This window comes from Pseudoalteromonas sp. Xi13, assembly GCF_003952205.1.
Taxonomy (GTDB): Bacteria; Pseudomonadota; Gammaproteobacteria; order Enterobacterales; family Alteromonadaceae; genus Pseudoalteromonas; species Pseudoalteromonas atlantica.
This window is the reverse complement of the sequence record NZ_CP034440.1, coordinates 458,172-477,711: the sequence shown is the minus strand read 5'-3', so window position 1 is coordinate 477,711 and position 19,540 is coordinate 458,172. Positions and strand designations below refer to the sequence as shown.

The 19,540-nt window shown below is 40.8% G+C and carries 15 protein-coding genes and 1 pseudogene; 11 read left to right on the top strand and 5 right to left on the bottom strand.

What is annotated here, in order from left to right; genetic code table 11:
- The first annotated feature begins 379 nt into the window (after nt 1-379).
- The 3 genes from EJ103_RS18555 (at nt 380) to EJ103_RS18545 (ending at nt 3,236) form a co-directional block, all read left to right on the top strand.
- The gene (locus EJ103_RS18555; protein ID WP_004589533.1) at nt 380-1,846 is read left to right on the top strand and encodes a carbon starvation CstA family protein; all 1,467 of its coding nucleotides are present in this window, start codon (nt 380-382) and stop codon (nt 1,844-1,846) included.
- A gap of 91 nt (nt 1,847-1,937) precedes the next feature.
- Nucleotides 1,938-2,630 (top strand): cupin domain-containing protein, encoded by a 693-nt coding sequence (locus EJ103_RS18550; protein WP_126009267.1) that lies wholly within the window; start codon nt 1,938-1,940, stop codon nt 2,628-2,630.
- Between the two features lie 225 nt (nt 2,631-2,855).
- Complete coding sequence (locus EJ103_RS18545; RefSeq protein WP_004589535.1) at nt 2,856-3,236, top strand: STAS/SEC14 domain-containing protein; 381 nt, start codon at nt 2,856-2,858, stop codon at nt 3,234-3,236.
- 67 nt (nt 3,237-3,303) lie between these two features.
- On the opposite strand, the gene EJ103_RS18540 is transcribed toward EJ103_RS18545, so the two are convergent.
- The 3 genes from EJ103_RS18540 to EJ103_RS18530 form a co-directional block, all read right to left on the bottom strand.
- A complete protein-coding gene (locus EJ103_RS18540; RefSeq protein WP_126009265.1) occupies nt 3,304-4,251 on the bottom strand; it encodes a carbohydrate kinase in 948 nt (315 codons plus the stop codon).
- 116 nt (nt 4,252-4,367) lie between these two features.
- Nucleotides 4,368-6,755, bottom strand: a complete 2,388-nt coding sequence (locus EJ103_RS18535; protein ID WP_126009263.1) for a TonB-dependent receptor — start codon at nt 6,753-6,755, stop codon at nt 4,368-4,370.
- Nucleotides 6,756-6,919: 164 nt separating this feature from the next.
- Entirely contained in the window at nt 6,920-8,137 is a 1,218-nt protein-coding gene (locus tag EJ103_RS18530; RefSeq protein WP_126009261.1) for an MFS transporter, read from the bottom strand.
- A 173-nt stretch (nt 8,138-8,310) separates the two neighbouring features.
- On the opposite strand from EJ103_RS18530, the gene gtfA reads away from it, so the two are divergent.
- A complete protein-coding gene (gene gtfA, locus EJ103_RS18525; protein WP_126009259.1) occupies nt 8,311-9,783 on the top strand; it encodes a sucrose phosphorylase in 1,473 nt (490 codons plus the stop codon).
- A gap of 73 nt (nt 9,784-9,856) precedes the next feature.
- Here gtfA and EJ103_RS18520 read toward each other — a convergent pair whose 3' ends face one another.
- Complete coding sequence (locus EJ103_RS18520; RefSeq protein ID WP_055014506.1) at nt 9,857-10,888, bottom strand: LacI family DNA-binding transcriptional regulator; 1,032 nt, start codon at nt 10,886-10,888, stop codon at nt 9,857-9,859.
- Nucleotides 10,889-10,967: 79 nt separating this feature from the next.
- Entirely contained in the window at nt 10,968-11,864 is an 897-nt protein-coding gene (locus tag EJ103_RS18515) for an AraC family transcriptional regulator (protein ID WP_126009257.1), read from the bottom strand.
- Nucleotides 11,865-12,036: 172 nt separating this feature from the next.
- On the opposite strand from EJ103_RS18515, the gene EJ103_RS18510 reads away from it, so the two are divergent.
- The 7 genes and pseudogenes from EJ103_RS18510 (at nt 12,037) to EJ103_RS20395 (ending at nt 19,515) form a co-directional block, all read left to right on the top strand.
- Nucleotides 12,037-13,557 (top strand): aldehyde dehydrogenase family protein, encoded by a 1,521-nt coding sequence (locus EJ103_RS18510; RefSeq protein WP_024032776.1) that lies wholly within the window; start codon nt 12,037-12,039, stop codon nt 13,555-13,557.
- Between the two features lie 434 nt (nt 13,558-13,991).
- A complete protein-coding gene (locus EJ103_RS18505) occupies nt 13,992-14,570 on the top strand; it encodes a hypothetical protein (protein ID WP_126009255.1) in 579 nt (192 codons plus the stop codon).
- Between the two features lie 194 nt (nt 14,571-14,764).
- Nucleotides 14,765-15,178, top strand: coding sequence for a helix-turn-helix transcriptional regulator (locus tag EJ103_RS18500; protein ID WP_064387074.1), 414 nt, complete (start codon nt 14,765-14,767; stop codon nt 15,176-15,178).
- Nucleotides 15,179-15,320: 142 nt separating this feature from the next.
- A complete protein-coding gene (locus EJ103_RS18495) occupies nt 15,321-16,232 on the top strand; it encodes a hypothetical protein (RefSeq protein WP_126009253.1) in 912 nt (303 codons plus the stop codon).
- Between the two features lie 109 nt (nt 16,233-16,341).
- Nucleotides 16,342-16,707 (top strand): hypothetical protein, encoded by a 366-nt coding sequence (locus EJ103_RS18490; protein ID WP_126009251.1) that lies wholly within the window; start codon nt 16,342-16,344, stop codon nt 16,705-16,707.
- Between the two features lie 593 nt (nt 16,708-17,300).
- Nucleotides 17,301-17,813, top strand: coding sequence for a YetF domain-containing protein (locus EJ103_RS18485; protein WP_121638353.1), 513 nt, complete (start codon nt 17,301-17,303; stop codon nt 17,811-17,813).
- A 229-nt stretch (nt 17,814-18,042) separates the two neighbouring features.
- A pseudogene (locus tag EJ103_RS20395) lies at nt 18,043-19,515 on the top strand (S41 family peptidase).
- Nucleotides 19,516-19,540: the final 25 nt, after the last annotated feature.

The following is a 19,540-nucleotide window of genomic DNA, read 5'->3' as shown; positions in this document are numbered from 1 at the left end:
CTTACATCCATGTAAGAATAAGTCAAAACCGAGCAAAGCTTCCGCGTCCTGCTCACGCCCCTTACCTACATCCATGTAGGCAACAAAGAGTAAATCGCCCCTAGGCAGAACCCGAAGGGCAGCGCCTGTTTGGCATTAATGCTGCGTTATCGCCTACTTATGGGGAATAACCACACCACATAGGCTCTGCCTTGCCTAAATACCAAACAGGCTGCTGCAAATTTAACCTTGAAAGGTCTACAGACCCTTGTGTATTAGCTATTCGTCTTATAGCGGGGGGATTAATACTTTGTTAATGTTCGTCGATTATTCATGGATTGAAAGGCGGGGCGGCAATTAGGCGCTCTATACTCCAAATACAAAAAGAGAAACGTGCTTTATGATCATCTTTTTTATCTGCATAACAATCTTAATACTGGGATATAAGTTTTATAGCCCGTTTGTTGAAAAACAAGCAGGTATGGATACAACAGTTGATACACCGCAAAAACGCTTTAGCGAAGGTGTTGACTATGTAGCCATTCACCCTGTGCGTGCATTTTTAATTCAGTTTTTAAATATTGCGGGTGTAGGCCCTATATTTGGCCCAATTTTAGGTGCGCTTTACGGACCGGTAGCACTTGTGTGGATTGTGCTTGGTAACGTATTAGGCGGTGCAGTACACGACTTCTTCTCGGGTGTGATGAGCATTAAAGAAGATGGCAAAAGCTTACCAGAAATAGCAGGGCACTATTACAACGTTGTGTTTAAAGGCTTTATGCTGATATTTACAGCCATGCTACTGTTTTTTGTGGGCGTTGTATTTATTATGAGCCCAGCAGGCTTATTAAGTAACTTAGATGTATTTGAAGGCACTTTTTTTGCTAATAATACTTTTTGGGTTTTGGCTATTTTAGCGTACTACTTTTTAGCAACGCTGCTACCTATTGATAAAATTATTACTAAGTTTTACCCGCTATTTGGCTTATTAATGATTGTAATGACTACATTAATAGCCGGTGCGTTATTACTAGATGCACCACACTTACCAGTTGCAGGCGACTTTTTAGCCTACTTTGAAGCCGACCACGCGCATGACTTTTTAGAGCCAAACCCTGATGGCCTGCCAACCTGGCCGTTACTGTTTATTACCATTACCTGTGGTGCTATTAGTGGTTTTCACTCTACCCAAGCGCCTATAATTGCCCGCTGTTTAACAAACGAAAAATACGTACGCCCAGTATATTACGGCGCAATGATGTGTGAAGGCATTGTAGGTTGTGTATGGGCACTTGCGGGTATTGCCGCGTTCCCAGAAGGTTACGCAGGCTTAAAAGCATTGCTTGATCAAGGTGGCCCAGGTTTAGTGGTTAACCATGTAGCAAATAGCTACTTAGGCGTAATGGGCGGTATTATGGCCATTATTGCTGTTGCGGTGTTCCCTATTACCTCTGGCGATACGGCGTTCCGTTCACTGCGTTTAACCGTGGTTGATGCGTTTAATATTCCGCAAAGCTTACGTAATCGCTTATTACTGGCAGTGCCAATTTTAACGATAGCCTTTTTTATGACTAAATTAGATTTCTCGGTTATTTGGCGCTACTTTGCATTTTCAAACATGCTGCTTTCAACCAGTGTGCTATGGCTTGCAACCAAGTACTTATTTGATAGACGTGCATTCCACTGGATCACCAGCATACCTGCCGTTATCGCTACTGGCGTAACACTTTCGTACATTATGACTGCTGCTATTGGCTTTAATTTATCGGCCGACTTAGGTAAACCAATTGGTGCCGCTGTGGTTGTTATTGGCTTAGTAGGTTTAGTGTTTGTACACTCTAAGCATAAAAAGCTAGATGTAGCGTAAAGCGTTAAAAATTAAATAAGCGAGCTTATTAAGCTCGCTTTTTTTATGCATAAAATTTACCCTCACACGATGCAATATTAAAGGTAATAAAATGAAAATAGCCGCTGATTTTACCCAGAGAGTCGTTGTTCATAGTGAGCAACTTAATTGGACCCCTTCGCCAATGACGGGCGTTGATAGGCGCCCACTTGATAGAGTAGGCGCAGAAGTAGCCCGTGCTACAAGCATTGTACGTTATGCACTAGGGAGCGAGTTTTCGCCTCATGTGCATACAGGCGGCGAAGAGTTTTTTGTACTAGAAGGGGTATTTCAAGATGAGCATGGCGATTTTCCACAAGGCTCTTATATTCGTAACCCTCCGCAATCGAAGCACAAACCAGGCTCCGATGAAGGCTGCATAATATTTGTAAAGCTTTGGCAATTTCAGCCACAAGATAGAACCCACGTACGCTTACAAACACAACATATGGGCAGCGTGCAACACGCCACATTTAAAGGCCTTGCCATAACCCCACTTTATAAAGATGACTTTGAAGATGTGAGCTTATTACATTTTGAGGCAGACGCTAACATGCAAATTAGTGCAAATGGTGGTGCTGAGCTACTCGTCCTTGAAGGCGATATAAGTGAGCAATCAGACGTATTAGTAAAACACAGCTGGTTAAGGCTGCCTATTAATAGTGAGCTTAATATAACCGCAGGTAAGCAAGGTGCAAAAGTGTGGCTTAAATTAGGGCACTTAACAGATGTAGATAAGCAAATAGAGCGCGTACAAAACGCTTAGCAAATAGCATTATTTAGCAGTATTGTTTGATTTAGTTCAGTACTAATTAACTTAATACGGTGTAGTTTTATAGTTTAACTCAGTAAGTGATGGGTATTTTTGGGGTTTTTATTTTTTAAAGGGAATAATTTCACTTTATAGGCTTTAATTAACTCCAGCTTTTGTTATTAAACCCACTCACACAGGCTGTAAATAACATAAGCGCACCCGATTAAGGAGAGCAGCATGGTACACACAACACATGGTTTATCTATTGGTATTGAACGCGCAGGCCGAGAATTTTTTTTAAAACTAAAAGCTGTAGGAACGCTAACCCACGACGACTATAAAGTCATTACCCCCATGATCGACTCAGCCCTTGGCGAGGTTAAACACCCTATAGCAAACGTGCTTATTGATGCCAGCGAGTTAGAAGGTTGGGAGCTTCGCGCCGCGTGGGATGATTTAAAGCTTGGCGTAAGGCACTCAAAAGAATTTAATAAAATTGCTATTTATGGCAATCAAGAATGGCAAGCCCGCATGGCTAAAATAGGCAATTGGTTTATTTCAGGCGAGGTGCAATACTACGAAAACGCCACCGCCGCCATCGATTGGCTAGATGAATAATTAAATAATAAAAAACGCTCTCAAGAGCGTTTTTTATTATTTAAAGCAACTTGCACTCTACTTAAGGTTATATTACATCAGCCAGCACTGGTAATGCCGGAAATGCTCCTTTAGCTAAACACGCTTTAGAGCCACATTGAAGGGCAAAGTGCAGGGCGTTTTTTATGCTAGTTTCATCATTTAACTTATCTGCCAGCACTAAATTACTCCCTAAGTTATTTAAATAGTATAAAACTCCCGCTATAAAGGCATCGCCCGCGCTTGTTGTATCTACTGCGTTTATTTTTGGTGCCGATTCGTTAAGTATAAATGCGCTGTGGTAAACCGTAGCAGGCTCAGGCCCGTCGGTTAAAAACACCAGTTTTACTCCTGTATTTAATAGCATTTGAATGTAATTTTCGCCTGTTGTTTCGCTATGCTTTGCTAAAAAATTAAGTTCATCACGCGAAAGTTTAACTATGTCGCAATAAGCGAAGCAGGCCTTTACATTGCTGGCTATATCATGGATGTTTTCCCACAAGCTGTAGCGTAAATTTACGTCAAAACTAACGAGCTTACTATGTGTTTTAGCAAGCTCTAGCGCTTTAACCGTTGTGCTAGCTATGGCTGGATCGGTTAGGGTGTTTGAGCAAAAGTGCAGGGTGCTTATGCTTTGCCAATTTATTTGCGCTAAATGCGCTTGGGTTAAAAGTACATCGGCTGTGTTATGGCGATAAAAGCCAAAACTGCGCTCGCCTGTTTCATCAAGGCTTACTATTACCATGGCGGTTTGTGAGCCAGCAATGGTAAACAAATAGTCTGTATTTACATTGTATTGAGCCAATGCATTACTTAATTGATTGGCAAAATGATCGTCTCCTTTACCACCACAAAATGCAGCATCACCGCCAAGTTTTGCATAGCCAACAGCAACATTAGCAGGTGCACCACCAGGGATGGGTAAGTACGCTGAGTTATGAGCATCTTGAGGCAGCATATCAATTAAAAGCTCGCCTAAGCACAGGAGTTTGGTCATTTGGAATATCCTAAAAAGCCTAGCAAGGCTAGGCTAAAAACATGAAGGGTGTTATTTATTCATACTTTAAAAGGCGCTACAGCGATGACTCACTGCAGCGCAATACACACATTTAGTTAAAAAGCGTATTTTAAAGTAACCGACGTAGTGCGGCCGTTAATAGTACGGGCACGAATAATGTCGTTCTCAGGTACTGAGCCTTCTTCGGCTTCTGTAATACCTACTGTATCGAATAGGTTGTTTACATTAAGCGCAAGGTTTAAGTTTTCTGATAAGTCGTAGCTTACAAACGCATTTACTTGCGTGTAGCCGTCAAACTTAAGGTCGTTGTTATCTTGTGCATAAGCATCGGTTGTACCAATAAAGCTTACACCTGCCGCGCCTTTATCGTAGCTGTAACGCGCCATTAATGAGTAAATTAAATCCGCTTGGCGACGTGGTGTGTTACCTACAACTTCAGGAGTTAGCGCATCTTTTGCAATTTCAGCATCGGTCCAAGTAAAGTTACCTCTAAAGTCCCATGCATCCATAAAGTAAGTTGATTCAACCTCAATCCCTTTTGCTTCGTATTCACGGTCGAAAAAGGTTTGCGATGTTGCTTCAAAGTTTTGCTCTTCTGTTTCTGCGTAAAAGGCTGTTGCAAATACCGAGAACGAATCAAAGCGTTTTTTCACACCAATCTCAAATTGGTTTACTTCATCTACTGCATCTTCATCGGCTACGCTTCCGTCACTGCGTACTTTACCAAATAATAAACGGTCTGCATTTGCGCGCCCGCCTTTACTAATACGTGCAAACGTCGCTAGGCTTGGGTCAATTTGGTAGTTAGCACCTACAGAATAAGACGAGTAGCTCCAATCGTAATTTACTGGGCTTGCATTAGCTATATCAATACCTGCTACGTTTTGCTCAGGAATAGAAATAGTACCGTCACGGTTCATATCTACTGTTGAGGTTACGGCACCTGCGTAGTTACCGCGTGCTTCACCGCTGTCGTAGCGGGCACTTGCATCAATGCTTACATCACCAAGTTTTGTTGAAAACGCAACATACGGTGCGCGAGTGTCGTACTCGGTGTCGTAATCGCGCTGACAACAGTTACCCCAATAAGGCGTGCCGTATGCGTATAAACCGTTTTCTGAATACTCAGTTCCATCGGCTGCGGTTACATTTAAAAGTGCCGCATTGTCGCCTTTAAGCTCCATTACGTAAGAGTTCCATAACCACGACATAGCAATATTTTGCGTAGAGGCAAAGTAACCAAAGGTTAGGCTAGTGTCATCACTAAACGATTTAGTCAGTTTAAAATCGTTAACAATAGAGCCAAAGTCGTTAAGCGTTACATCAAAAGTGTGAATACGCATGGCAAGTTCATCATTAAATGCTTCGCCTGTGTTTGCGTTACTAAGTGTTGCGCCTACACCGCCAATACTTTGTGCAATAGACGATGCGCTGCCAACCTCAGCAGGAATAAGCGAGTTAAAGTTACCGCTAATTGATGACTTACGAAAACGGTTTTCGATACGCCAATCGTTATCTAAATCAAATACAGCTTCAAAACCAACAGAGTCAACCTTTGGATTCATACCATCACGGATATCACCACTGCTAATTTGGTTTTCACCATTTAAGCGTACTGTTTTAGTAAATAACGCTGAGTGAGGTGTATCTGATTGCGCATCAAAGCCAGCAATAGAGTCACCATTTGAGTACATTGGCATAGGAAGATAGCCAACACTCTTATCGTCTAAGTGTTTGTAATAAAGGCGAACGTAACCGTTTTCAAAATCTTTAGTAAGGTTAGCTTTAATTTGGCCACCTTTATTTGATGTGTAGCCTGTTTCGCGCGGGCCTTCGCCTTGGCGTACAAAACCACCTACATGAAAACGCACGCTGTCGGTTAAATAGGTGCCGTATTCAAAGTCGGTGCGTACACTGTCGTAATCTAGGCCAACAGTAGTAGATACGCTACCCGATTCGTTTTCGCCATTTTTAGAAATAAAGTTAATTATGCCGCCAGGTGCATTACTGGCTGATGTAGAGGCTGAGCCACCACGAATAGATTCGATTGTTTGCACTGTGTTATCAAGGCGCATAAAAATATCTGCGTTACCAAAGGCAACATCACCAAACTGCATTACAGGCAGACCATCTTCTTGCAGTTGTAAAAACTTGGCGCCACCCGATGCTACAGGTAAGCCACGCACTGCAATATTTGCATTACCTTCACCGCCTGTTGATTCAGCGCGAACACCCGGGATAATTCTAAATGCTTCAGCCGTTGAGCGTGGTGTTGATACCTCAACTTGCTCAAGTGATAAACTGCTTACTGATGAGCTCGATGCCATAATAGTTGTGCGGCGAGGTACACCGGTTACAACAATTGTTTCAAGCCCTTGCTTAGCTTGCACTTTGGTTTCTTGCTCGTCTTGTGCATGAACGCCTTGGCTTACTGCAAGTGCTAAGGCACTGATTAAATATAAAGGTGTGTGGTGTGTTGTCATGTTAACGCCTCATTGTGTTGTGTGAGTTTGTTATTTTTACTTAATCGATTAAGTAAAAATAACAAAGTTTTTACAATATGCAAATTATTTTTGTGTGTAATTTGCACTTTTTTTGTTTTTATATTGATTTTAAAGGTGTTTTTTATTCTGGCTTGAGCAGCCATTTATGCATTTTTAGTTAATGCTTTTGCCGCAGGGTCGCGGTAAAAGTTATAAAGCATGGCTAAAAATAAGATCACAGCAAAGCCGGTAGCTAAGTAAAAACCGTAGCGTACGTGGCCAAAGTAATCACTTATCATGCCCATAAATAAAGGCGCAAGTGCGGCCGAAAGCGCGGTAAAAAATAAAATAACACCCGCTACTGCACCATGTTGTGCAACAGGAAAGCACGATATACCTTTAGAGTTTAAAGTAGGGTAAACCATCGACATAAATAAACCCGAAAGCGGAAGCAAGCCTACCGCCCAATCAACACCGCCTAGCAAAGTGCCTACATAACACAGTGCGATGCCTAAGCTTAAATAAGCCATAACCCCTTGCCAGCTAAAGTGATTTAAAAGCCATACAGCAATAAAGCGTCCAGCAGCACGTAATACAAAAAATATAGTAAGTGCGTAGGTCGCAAGCAAAGGCCACGAGCCTGTGTAATCTTTTAAAAGTGTTGGCATCCACACGTAAATAGCAACCTCGGTAGCCACATATAATGCAATAGCCAACGAAAAACCAAGTGCATACGGGTTTTTAATCATTTTCATGGTGGTGGCAAGTGAAGCTGGCTTTTCTGTGCTTTTAACAACACTTGGGTAGTCGGCGCGCCATGCCATTAACGCTAAAATTAAACACATAACGCCGGCAATAATGTACAGATAAGTCCAGCTCACGTTTTGAGTAAGCAGTACGCCTACCAGCGCAGGGCCAACTATGGCACCAATACCAAAAAAGCCTTCTACTTTGTTCATGGTTTTAGTGTGCTCTGCGTTACTTGCAGATATATCGCCAAGTAGCGCTAGTGCGCCGGTTTTAAATAAACCAATGGCAAGCCCTATACAGCAGAGCAAAATTAAAAATACCGAAAAACTGTTACTAAAGGCAAACAAAAAACAGCTGAGCGAAAAAATTAGTAAGCCTAACATTATGGTTTGTTTACGGCCTAGGCTGTCTGCTAAAAAGCCCAAAAACAAGCCACTAAAGGCAATGAGTGCCATAGGTGCGTAATGAAAAGCACTGGCTTGGGTCATACTTAAACCAAACTCTGTGATCAGTTCAGGGATGATCATACCTACCGCATCTGAGGTCATCGCAAACATAAAAAACATCATGTAAGTGAGTATTCGTATGCGCTGCATTGGGTCGCTTTGGGTGTGTGTGTGTAAATTCGTCATGTGATTTTTCCTCGTTGTGGCTCAAGTTATAGTAATAACTCAATCACTTACTCTAGTTAGTATTACCGTTGCCACAACTTTTGTATGTAAAATATTTAAAAATTACTTGTAAAATTGTACGTGCTAGTTAAAGATATATCTTAATCGATTAAGTTTCAACTTGGTAATCACACATGATGAAGAATAAAGTTCAATTGATCACATACGCTGATCGAATCACAGGGCAAGATATAAACGCACTTACTACGCTTTTAAATGGCCAACTTAAGGGCGTTTTTGGTGGTGTACACCTTTTGCCGTTTTATAATCCGATTGATGGCAGCGATGCAGGCTTTGACCCGATTGATCACAGCGAAGTAGATTCTCGCATTGGTACATGGGCTGATATTCAAGCACTGGGTGAAAACCATGATCTAATGGCCGATTTAATCGTTAACCATGTATCGGCGCAGTCTTATCAGTTTCAAGATGTGCTAGCTAAAGGTAAGCAATCAGAATTTTGGGATTTGTTTTTAACAAAAGAAGACGTTTTTCCAAATGGAATGAGCGAGCAAGAGCAGCAAGCCATTTATCGCCCGCGCCCCGGTAGCTGTTTTACACCCATGCAGTGTGGCGATGGTCAAACGTATGACTTTTGGACCACGTTTACCGATAACCAAATTGATATAAACGTAAAAGTTGAAGCGGGTATTGCGTATTTAAATAACGTATTAACTAAGTTTTCTGAAAATAACGTAAATATTATTCGTTTAGATGCAGCGGGTTACGCAATTAAACAAGCCGGTACAAACTGTTTTATGCTAGACGAAACCTTTGGCTACCTAGATAACTTGTCAAAGCAAGCAAACGAGCTTGGCATGGAAACCATTGCTGAAATTCATAGCCACTTCCAAACACAAGTAGAAGTAGCAAAGCGTGTAAACATGGTTTACGACTTTGCATTACCGCCGCTTATTTTGCATAGCTTATTTAATAACGATGTAGATGCATTACTTAAATGGTTACAAATTTCACCACGCAACTGTTTAACGGTACTTGATACGCACGACGGCATAGGCATTATTGATGCAGGCCCAATGGGCGACAAGCCAGGGCTATTAAATGCACAGCAAATAGATACGCTTGTAGAAACCATGCATGCCAACAGTAACAACCAAAGCCGCCAAGCTACGGGTGCTGCTGCCAGTAACGTTGATTTATACCAAGTAAATTGCACGTATTACAATGCATTAGGCGCTAACGATTTAGATTATTTGATTTCGCGTGCCATACAGTTTTTTGCCCCCGGTGTGCCGCAAGTGTACTACGGCGGTTTATTTGCCTGCGAAAACGATATGGATTTACTTGCGCGTACCAATGTGGGCCGTGATATTAACCGCCCGTATTTAAATACTGAAACAATTGAGCACGCACTCAATAAACCTGTAGTAAAAGGTTTAATAGAGCTCATTAAATTACGTAATGAACACCCCGCTTTTGCAGGAGAGTTTAGTGCTCACGGCACCCAGGGAATATGTTGTTTAACATGGCAACTAGAAGATAAGTCTATTGCATTAAGTGTTAATTTTAAAACGCGAGACGCGCTTATTACTCAAGTAAATGGTGATGAAGAAACAACGATAAGTTTAAACGCATTGCTAGCCTAACATGCTATTAAAACATAAAAGCCAAGCTCTTGAGCTTGGCTTTTGTTTACCCAGCCCTTTTTAACATAACCTATTAACCACTTGCGCCAATATCTAGCTCGTAACTTACATCACATATTTTTTCTTCTTTAGATATAAATAGTTCGGCGGCCATTACGCCTTTTTCTTGGCTGTTTTGATGAATAGTGGTTAGGCGCGGCACAAAACGAGCGGCTTCGTCTATCCCATCAAAGCCGACAATACGCAGTTCTTCACCTATTTTTATGCCTTGTTTTATCGCTTCTCGCATGGTGGCAAGGGCAATTAAATCACTCATACAAATTATAACGTTAGGGCGAGGGGAGGCACTTAACACCTCTTTAGCGGCAATGTTAGCAAAACGCTCGCTGCTCTCAGGTATATTCCAAATACGGTCATCAGCTACGGTTATATTTGCCTCACTTAAAGCACGTTGATAACCCCGTAAACGTTGGTGCGAAATAGATTGCCCTGTTTCAAATTCGTGGTGCTCATATACGCGGCACAATACGTTTTCATCAAGTAATCTTAAGCCTAAAATAGCGACTTTATCACTTGGATTTTTTAAAACATGCTTGGCTATTTCGTAACTTGCTTGCTCGTTATTAATATTTACAGAGGCATTGCGGGCTATATCAAAATCAATAGTTACCACATGTTTAGAGACCGTTTTTAGCTGCTCTACTAATGCGTTATTTCGAGGGCGGCCATAACAAATAAAGCCATCAACAAAGTCGACCACACTGTTAAGGTTATCGCTATTACCAGAAAACAATAAAACATTAATGCCGTTTTTTTCAAGCACCGAGGTTACACCCCGCATAAAGCTACTGGCCACAGGGTCCGACACCATATATTCCACGCTATCGGGCAGCACTAACGCCACAATATTAAACGTACCACTGCGAAGCGATTGCGCGGCTTTATTGGGCCCGTAATAGCCCAAGGTTTTACACGCTGCAAGAATGTCGTCTCGGCGTTTAGCCGATAGCTGATCAGGGCGATTAAACGCATTAGAGACTGTTGCGTTAGATACACCTAACTCTTTGGCAATACTTTTTAGTGTCCAGCGGGTTTGCTTACTCATACCAATTCTTTACTCAATACTCATGTTAATAAACTAACATATTCAGGGCGTTAGCAAAGTAAAAAATAAGGTTTTAGCCTTAATGCCGGCACTCTTTAGGCGCAATGCCAAAGGTTTGTTTAAATACACGACTAAAGTGGCTCGCGCTATTAAACCCAACATCAAAGCACACTTGGCTAATTGCATGGCCTTGCAGTAATTGATTGCGCGCTTTTTTAAGTCTTAATTGTTGCTGCCAAAGGGCTGGGGTAGTGCCAAATGCCAGTTTAAACTGCTGATAAAACTTACTGCGGCTCATGCAGGCTATTTTGCACAAGGTATTTATGTCGAGCGTTTCGTTTAAGTGCTCTTCAATATAAAGCAGTGCATCGCTTATTTTTGTTTTAAGGCGTGGTTTATCGCTATTAGCGAGTAATAAATCGCGACTTTGTTGTTGTAACAACCGGGTGATCAATTCGTTTAACGACAAGTCAATTAAGTAATGTCGCTGTGCGCCTTGTTCGCTAAATAAATGCACCATGCGCTCTAATAATTGCTGTGTTTGGCTATTATGTTGGCTATGCACCAATTGTGGAACATACTCGAATAAGCCGCCATCGTGTGCAAAGCTTTGCTGCATGTTAAGCACATTCGCCACAGCGTTTATTTTATCTTTGCTTATTTCAATTGCTAAACATGTGGTTGGGGCGTGCATTGATGCCTGTGGAAAATCAATTAATACACCTTGCTCTGGCGCTAATACAAACGACTCGTGGGGTAAAAATGCTTTATGGTATTGGCTACTTTCTACGTGCATTACTTTTTTACCGCTGAGCATGGCACAAAACAGTAACTCCTTTGAATGCAGTGCCACCTTTTGTGCGCGTTGGTACGTGTCGTAAATGCTCAACTCGCTGTTATCTGCTGCAAATGTCACTTTATTTTCTATTAAAACATCAAGTTGTTGGCGTCTTTTGTTTAACTGAGATGTGTGCATATCAATCCTTTTGGCTTTTATTAGTGTGGACTCACAGACAACTTTTGTGGACAGCTAATCAAGTTTTTAGGGGCTTGTTAGGCTAATGTCAAACAACACTGATTAAATATAAAGCATTTTGTTTTATATAAATGTTCGACCTTTAGCTAACAACAATAAAGAGAGCACACACATGATATACGCAAATCCAGGTAGCGACGGCGCACTCGTAAACTTTAAACAACAATACGGAAATTACATTGGCGGAGAGTGGGTAAAGCCTGTAAACGGCCAGTACTTTGATAATATAAGCCCAGTAAACGGTAAGGTATTTTGCCAAATACCTCGCTCCGACAAAGATGATATAAACCTAGCACTCGACAAAGCGCATGCAGTGCGAGAGCAGTGGGGCACAACCTCGGTGACCGAGCGCAGTAATATACTGTTAAAAATAGCCGACCGAATTGAGCAAAACCTAGAGCTACTAGCCGTTGCCGAAACATGGGATAACGGTAAAGCCATTCGCGAAACACTCGCGGCTGATATTCCGCTCGCGGCCGATCACTTTCGCTACTTTGCAGGGTGCCTGCGCTCGCAAGATGGCAGTATTGGTGAAATTGACGAAACCACGGTGGCATATCATTTTCACGAACCGTTAGGTGTGGTTGGGCAAATTATTCCGTGGAACTTCCCTATTTTAATGGCCGCATGGAAACTTGCCCCAGCTCTTGCTGCAGGTAACTGTGTGGTACTAAAACCAGCCGAACAAACTCCAGCATCTATTTTAGTTTTAATGGACATTATTGGTGATTTACTGCCTGCAGGCGTGCTCAATATTGTAAATGGGTTTGGTAAAGAAGCAGGCGAAGCACTGGCCACAAGTAAACGCATTGCTAAAATTGCATTTACAGGCTCTACACCTGTTGGCTCACATATTTTAAAATGTGCTGCTGAAAACATTATTCCGTCAACGGTAGAGCTTGGCGGTAAATCGCCCAATATATTTTTTAATGATGTAATGGAAAAAGACGACGCGTTTTTATCAAAAGCCATAGAAGGCGCCGTACTTGCTTACTTTAACCAGGGCGAAGTATGTACCTGTCCATCAAGATTGTTTATTCAAGAAGATATATACGAGCAGTTTATTGAGCGCATACTCGAACGTACCCAACAAATTAAACGCGGTAACCCACTCGACAGCGAAACCATGGTGGGCGCTCAAGCTTCAAAAGCACAGTTTGATAAAATACTTAGTTACATAGACATAGGTAAAAAAGAAGGCGCTGAAGTACTCACCGGCGGAAACGTAGAGCAGCTAAATGACGATTTAAATGGTGGTTATTACATACAACCTACACTGCTTAAAGGTACAAACGACATGCGTGTGTTCCAAGAAGAAATTTTTGGCCCTGTTATTTCTATGTCGACCTTTAAAGATGAAGCTGAAGCACTCGAACTTGCCAACAGCTCAGAATTTGGCTTAGGCGCAGGGGTGTGGAGCCGAAACATGAACCGTGCTTATACCATGGGGCGCAAAATTGAAGCTGGCCGAGTGTGGACTAACTGTTACCACATGTACCCAGCACATGCTGCATTTGGTGGTTATAAAAAATCAGGAATAGGGCGTGAAACACACAAACTAGCACTCGATCACTACCAACAAACTAAAAATTTATTAGTGAGCTATAGCGAAGACCCGCTCGGCTTTTTCTGATAAAGCAATTCAAACTTAAACACAACAACCATTAAGTAATGAGGGCGCTGCATATTTGCAGCGCTTTTATTCACATTGCTCACAACGCTACTTTAAGCGTGTTGTAATATATAAGTACAATACCAGCCGGGTTCAAAACGTTAAAACCTAAGCGTTTTAATAACTCATTACCTGCGTTAAAAACGATTTTACGATATTAACTTTTTATAAAAGTTGCTCTAAAAATGTGCAGTGATTTATGCATTGTCGGATATAACTGATCTCCCCCATTTATGTGTATTTCAGCATTAACGGAGATTTCTTTGTGGTTAACTAATTGTTTACAGGTGGTTATTTGCTAGCTAAGATAAATGAATTGTAATATAGGGACATTTGTCGGTTTATAAAACGACAAATGTCGTAGACAAAGTTGTTAGGTGAACAAGGATGTCTTAATGAAATCAGTACCATTTACAGATAAATTTGAAAAGCTATTTGATAATGAAGATATGTTGAGTATGTACAACATACCTGATGAATCAGCATGCCTGTTGAAAGCCCATTTGATTTTAGAAGATCTCATAACACTTTATTGCAGCAAATTAAGTGATGTTGAAGATTTATTTTCAGGTGTCTTCGTTCCTTTCAAAACCAAATTAGTAATTTCAAGAAATATGGGATTGCATATTGACGCATACAAAATCCTCGACAAAGTAAATGACATAAGAAATAAGTTTTCCCATAGAAAGAGGCATAAACTTGAGGATTCGCAGATAGAAGGGCTCAGAGTACAAGTAAATTCATTTCTAGCCGACGCTAATATTACACCATGCGAAGAATTCAAATTATCAGTAAAAGGCAAAGATCAACATGGAACACCTAGCGAGAAGGTTCATGATTGGACATCTTCCGAACCAAGATTGAAGTTCATCATTCTTTTTATGAACTTAATGGTTAGGCTTGTTTGGTGGATACAAAATGAGTTTAAAGGCAAAAATATTGATTACGCTATGCTGCCTATCAAGTTCACCTAACAAACTAAGCAAGCGGGACAATTACACGTGGGCTCCCGTCACTTCGTTCCGTATTATAGCCCACGTGTAATTGCCCCTTCTTGGGGTGTTATATCGCTGTAAACATCGCCTGTCGTCCCACTGTCGTGTGAATTTCGTAACCGACAATCGATTAAAACATGGATAGTTTCCTCTCGCACTGGTAAGGAGCCCAAATGATAGTCAAACGTCTTAGAGAAAAACGAAACTGGTCACAAGAACAACTCGCCACGTTAAGTGGCTTGAGTACGAGAACTATTCAACGAATAGAAAGTGGAAACAAGGCCAGCATAGAATCTCTTAAAGCCCTTGCCTCTGTGTTTGAAATTGACATTTCTAAACTTCAAGAGGAAATTATCGTGATAGACAAAACATCTAATGAATGGAAAAAAGAGCCGTTATGGGTCAGGTTTTCGTTTTGGGGAGTAAAAGCAAGAAAGCAAATTATTATGTTAGAAATGATGACGGTGCTTTTGGGCCTACTAACTTGGTTCATAAAACCCGACGTAATTGCCACGCCGGCATTTTTTTTTCTAGCTTACATATTTTCTAACATGAAGCATTATATTGATACGAAGAAATATTGGTGAATAGCGATATAACAACTCAATAAACTCACTCACTGCGTTCGCTGGGACGCATACACGCGGGGCGGCTTCGCCATTATGCCCCACGTGCCTGCGCTCGTTATTGAAAAGTTATGCGTCAGCGTTACCCATAAGGATTCCAGCTATGACTTTAGACTTTTTTTCTGATCTAGTAGATGAGCTTCAAAGGCTACTTAAAGATGCCGACCTTGCCGTTCCAACATTTGAACAGTTACGCTTACAAGATAAGCGAAGTGAAGAAATAAAAAGTAAAATTAAAGATTATGACTTACATAATTTATTACTTCATTGCTTTACAGTGTACTCAAGAAGAATCCCTGTCATTAAATGGAATGTTCATACTTCAAGTGAGCTAGAGGGGCGGAGTGAAATAAATGAGATCATTAATAAACTCGAAAATGGTGTGGACGTCAATCGCTTATTAAGTAATAAAGTAAGGAAATTAAATCAAGTAAAAAATGCAGACTTGCTAAAATCTGAGTGGGGAATTTATCATTTACACTTCCGTGAAGAGCGAAGTGAAGAATTGTTATTTATCTATTTAAGTGAGGGCAATGCATACCTACTTGATATATTGAAACACGAGAAAGCAGATGGTTCCGTTGTAACGTGGACTAACACCGACTTAATTCAAACAATTCATAATAACTGGCCTCATGTGATTAAGCCTTTTATTTACAAGACTAACTCAACTGCACCAATTTTATCTACAGAGCAAAGAAGAGCTTTGCGTAGAAATGCTGGAAATACTAATGTAGTCCTACATGATGGAACAGAATATATGCCTATAGGTTTTGGGTTCTCATCGAGCAAGCATCCGACTTCGGCCGTTATTCAATCAGATCATTTACTATTTAAAGTTAGGAACCTTCAAGCTACTGTTAAAGAAAATTACCAGAGTATTAAACAAGCTTTGGTCGAACATACAACTGAACCTGTTATAAAACTGAAAATTGATGATAATTTTCAACCATTTGTAGTTGAGTCTAAAAAGCATATTTTACTAAAGTTAGAGCCTAGCGAAGAAAACGCATAACAAGCGCTTTAAATGGAACAAAAACAGCTGGTTAGGTTCCGCTTCGCTCCACATTATAACCAACAATTTTTGTCCGCTTAAGCGGGCGTTAGGTGATTCTGAGAAATCAATGGCCAAATCAGAGATAAGACAGTTCTTAAAAGAGATCCGCACTAAATTTCCTGACGTTGTGCCTCTCATGGAAAAACATGAAAAATGGGCACCCACATTCCTAATGGAAGAGTTCGCAAATTTGACAACCATTTTGTTTAACCAAGGTAATTTAGAAGAAGCATTAGAACAGTTGCAGTACATGAGCGAAAAACTAGATACTGCAACCAAAGCAGAATTCGAATACATAGATGTATATTATACAGAGCACTTATTCTGGAAAGGTACAAAAGAAGGTATTGAGCGTGGCTGGCCTCTCGTGCCAGATAATCTCAAAAAACTATACTTGGGCTTTCATGGTAAAGCCCCTAGGGTAGTGGTTTAAATATGCACGCACCAAACAACCTAATCAACACACTCACTTCGTTCGCTGGGATGCACACACATGGGCTGCGTCGCTTCGATCCAAATTATAGCCCATGTGTTTGCGCCCCTAAGCAGGGTGTTATGAGGTGCTCTAGATAGTATGCAGAATATAAATCCATGGCTTTGGTCAGCTTTTGTTCTATCTCTTTCAGGAATCTTTTTTAGATGGGTGTTTGGTAATACGTTTGTGGGCTTTTTTCTTGCCGTATTGCTAGCTTTAGCGATAGTGCCTTTAGTTAAAAAATTCAGAGAAAGAATTAACAAAACCTCCATCTTAAACTTTGCTCTTTACAAAGCCTAGATTCTAATAGGCTAAATAAAGTGGGTCCCATCATAATTTGTTAGGCCCCATTATAATTTGATGCCCTGACATAAATTAAAAACCATTCGTAAAGAGATCTATTAATAAAAGATAAATCCTGAATCTGTATGGCAGATTTAGTTGCACAGTGTTGTTTGTTTTATTAAGGTGACTGCCTAGTTTGTGTGATTCAGGTGGCTGTTTAGTTTATATTATTATTAGTATATTCAGCACCTTAAGTAGAGGGAAATATGTTTTTTGAATCGTGGAGTGAAATAGCGCGCATTGTTACCACAACCTTGATTATTTATCCCTTTTTAATCCTAGCGACGCATTTATTAGGTAAACGCTCATTTGCTAAAATGAACAACTTTGACTGGATAATCACCGTTGCGGCAGGCTCCATCTTAGGTTCTGCTATCTTATTGAAAGACGTGGTTATAGTTGAGGTTTTAGTCGCGGTAAGCTTGCTCCTATTTTTACAATATTTACTCACTTGGATCAGCGCCCATTTTTCGACGTTCGACAAAGTAGTCAAAACTTCTCCACAATTAGTCTTTTTCGACGGTGAATATATAGAGGCTGCTATGAAAGACACTCGACTCACCAGCACGGAAGTGGAAGCGAGTGTTCGAAAAGCCGGTTTTGGTGATTTAAGCACAGTTATGGCGGTGGTTTTCGAGGCGGATGGTGAATTAAGTATTGTGCCGAAAAGTGAAAACTATGATCAACTGATTATGAAGTTACGAAATCCCCGAGATTAATTGGACAATTTTTAGCGGCCGAAGATTACCTTCAAGAGCCAAAACTAATTGGCATGGCTTTTTTACTGTATCAGACACATTGCTCACCTACTAAATAAGGTTGGACGACTCTTAAATCTTTAACTTAGGTGCCAGGTATGTATTTACTTATGTCCCTTAAATCGCTTTATTAGTATTGTTAATGAACAATAATGTACCAGTAGTTTATTTTTAGCTTAAATGGATTTTCATGACTATAAAAACAAAAATAACCAATTATGTATTGCTACCAATTTTACTACTACCAGCAGTTGTAAATGCCGCACAAGAGCCGATTATACCTACTACACCTGAGCAGTGGCGCAGTATAACAGAGCGCGATATTGAGGCAGCATATAGCATTACCGCACAAAATCATCCCGGTATGTTTGATGTTAATAATCCAACCTTCCCTGACTTATTAAAAAAAGCGAAAGCAGAAGCACTTAAACTCTCAGCTCAAGCGAGCGGGCCGCAGGTTCATGCAACGGCAATTTCTCGTTTTAGTACTGTATTACAAGATGGCCACGCGGGTGCGTTTTCAAGCGTAGATAGACCCGCGCGCCGCTGGCCGGGCTTTAGAACTGTGTGGCGAGGTGATGCGCTAAAAGTGTATTACAGTGAAAACAAAAATATTAGCAAAGGCGACGTTGTAAGCCAATGTGATGGGCAAAGCACCGAGACCTTAATACGTGAGAGAGTGTTTAAGTTTCATGGGCAAGTTGCACAACCTGGCCATTGGTGACAGCAAGGTTGGCGGTTACTCATTGACGAGGGCAATCCATTTTTAACTCCTTTAAAAGAATGCGAATTTGTTAAAGCCAATGGCGATACCTATACACACGTATTAAATTGGTCTGTAAGGCCTAAGTCAGTCAGTAAGCATTTAGAAAATGCCTACAACGGTGATGAACTCCCCATTGATTTAACCTGGCCTGAAAAAAATATTGCGTGGATTGCTATGCCTAGCTTTTCATCAACCGAAAAGCAAACTGCTGCCTACAATAAAGTGTTTGAAAAAATACAACAGCAGCGTGGCAAGTTACTTACTGCAAAAGCCGTGGTGTTAGATTTGCGCCATAACCAAGGTGGCTCATCTTATTGGAGCTCACAAATAGCCAAAGAACTATGGGGCAAAAAAATAGTAGAACAAAAAGTAAATAATACTTATCAAAACACGCAAGTGTGGTGGAGAGCATCAAAGGATAATACCGACCATGTAGTGTCTTTATTAGAGGTTGTAAAAAATCAGCCTGAATTATTGAAAATATTTAAAATCACAGCTGCGGGTATGGCTTTATCACTTAAAAGTGGTGATCCATTTTATGTAGAGCAAGAAACTAATATGCCAAATAACATACCTCAAAAGCCTTTAACTAGTGACTTTAAAAGCAAGGTGTTTGTTATTGTTCCACCGCAGTGCGCCAGTGCTTGTTTAGATGCGCTTGATAAGTTTAAGCTTTTTGAAAATACAACGTTATTCGGTGCGCCAAGTAGCGCAGACTCATTATATATGGAGGTACGTTTAGCCGATTTACCGTCAGGGTTGGGGAAAGTGATTGTACCTAACAAAGTATACGTAAACAGAGCGCGTGGGGCAGGGGATTTTTATAAGCCCGATGTGGCATATAACGGCATTGATTGGACAACCAATGTATTGCTTGAGCAAATAAAAACGTTATAAAAAAAGCCGCTTGTTGAAACAAGCG

Bases quoted from the DNA above. Each gene is read 5' to 3' on its own strand.
- gtfA (WP_126009259.1), top strand. From the start codon at position 8,311: ATGATGAAGAATAAAGTTCAATTGATCACATACGCTGATCGAATCACA.
- EJ103_RS18530 (WP_126009261.1), bottom strand. From the start codon at position 8,137: ATGACGAATTTACACACACACACCCAAAGCGACCCAATGCAGCGCATA.
- EJ103_RS18520 (WP_055014506.1), bottom strand. From the start codon at position 10,888: ATGAGTAAGCAAACCCGCTGGACACTAAAAAGTATTGCCAAAGAGTTA.
- EJ103_RS18500 (WP_064387074.1), top strand. From the start codon at position 14,765: ATGATAGTCAAACGTCTTAGAGAAAAACGAAACTGGTCACAAGAACAA.
- EJ103_RS18545 (WP_004589535.1), top strand. From the start codon at position 2,856: ATGGTACACACAACACATGGTTTATCTATTGGTATTGAACGCGCAGGC.
- EJ103_RS18485 (WP_121638353.1), top strand. From the start codon at position 17,301: ATGTTTTTTGAATCGTGGAGTGAAATAGCGCGCATTGTTACCACAACC.
- EJ103_RS18550 (WP_126009267.1), top strand. From the start codon at position 1,938: ATGAAAATAGCCGCTGATTTTACCCAGAGAGTCGTTGTTCATAGTGAG.
- EJ103_RS18540 (WP_126009265.1), bottom strand. From the start codon at position 4,251: ATGACCAAACTCCTGTGCTTAGGCGAGCTTTTAATTGATATGCTGCCT.
- EJ103_RS18505 (WP_126009255.1), top strand. From the start codon at position 13,992: ATGAAATCAGTACCATTTACAGATAAATTTGAAAAGCTATTTGATAAT.
- EJ103_RS18515 (WP_126009257.1), bottom strand. From the start codon at position 11,864: ATGCACACATCTCAGTTAAACAAAAGACGCCAACAACTTGATGTTTTA.
- EJ103_RS18495 (WP_126009253.1), top strand. From the start codon at position 15,321: ATGACTTTAGACTTTTTTTCTGATCTAGTAGATGAGCTTCAAAGGCTA.
- EJ103_RS18510 (WP_024032776.1), top strand. From the start codon at position 12,037: ATGATATACGCAAATCCAGGTAGCGACGGCGCACTCGTAAACTTTAAA.
- EJ103_RS18490 (WP_126009251.1), top strand. From the start codon at position 16,342: ATGGCCAAATCAGAGATAAGACAGTTCTTAAAAGAGATCCGCACTAAA.
- EJ103_RS18555 (WP_004589533.1), top strand. From the start codon at position 380: ATGATCATCTTTTTTATCTGCATAACAATCTTAATACTGGGATATAAG.
- EJ103_RS18535 (WP_126009263.1), bottom strand. From the start codon at position 6,755: ATGACAACACACCACACACCTTTATATTTAATCAGTGCCTTAGCACTT.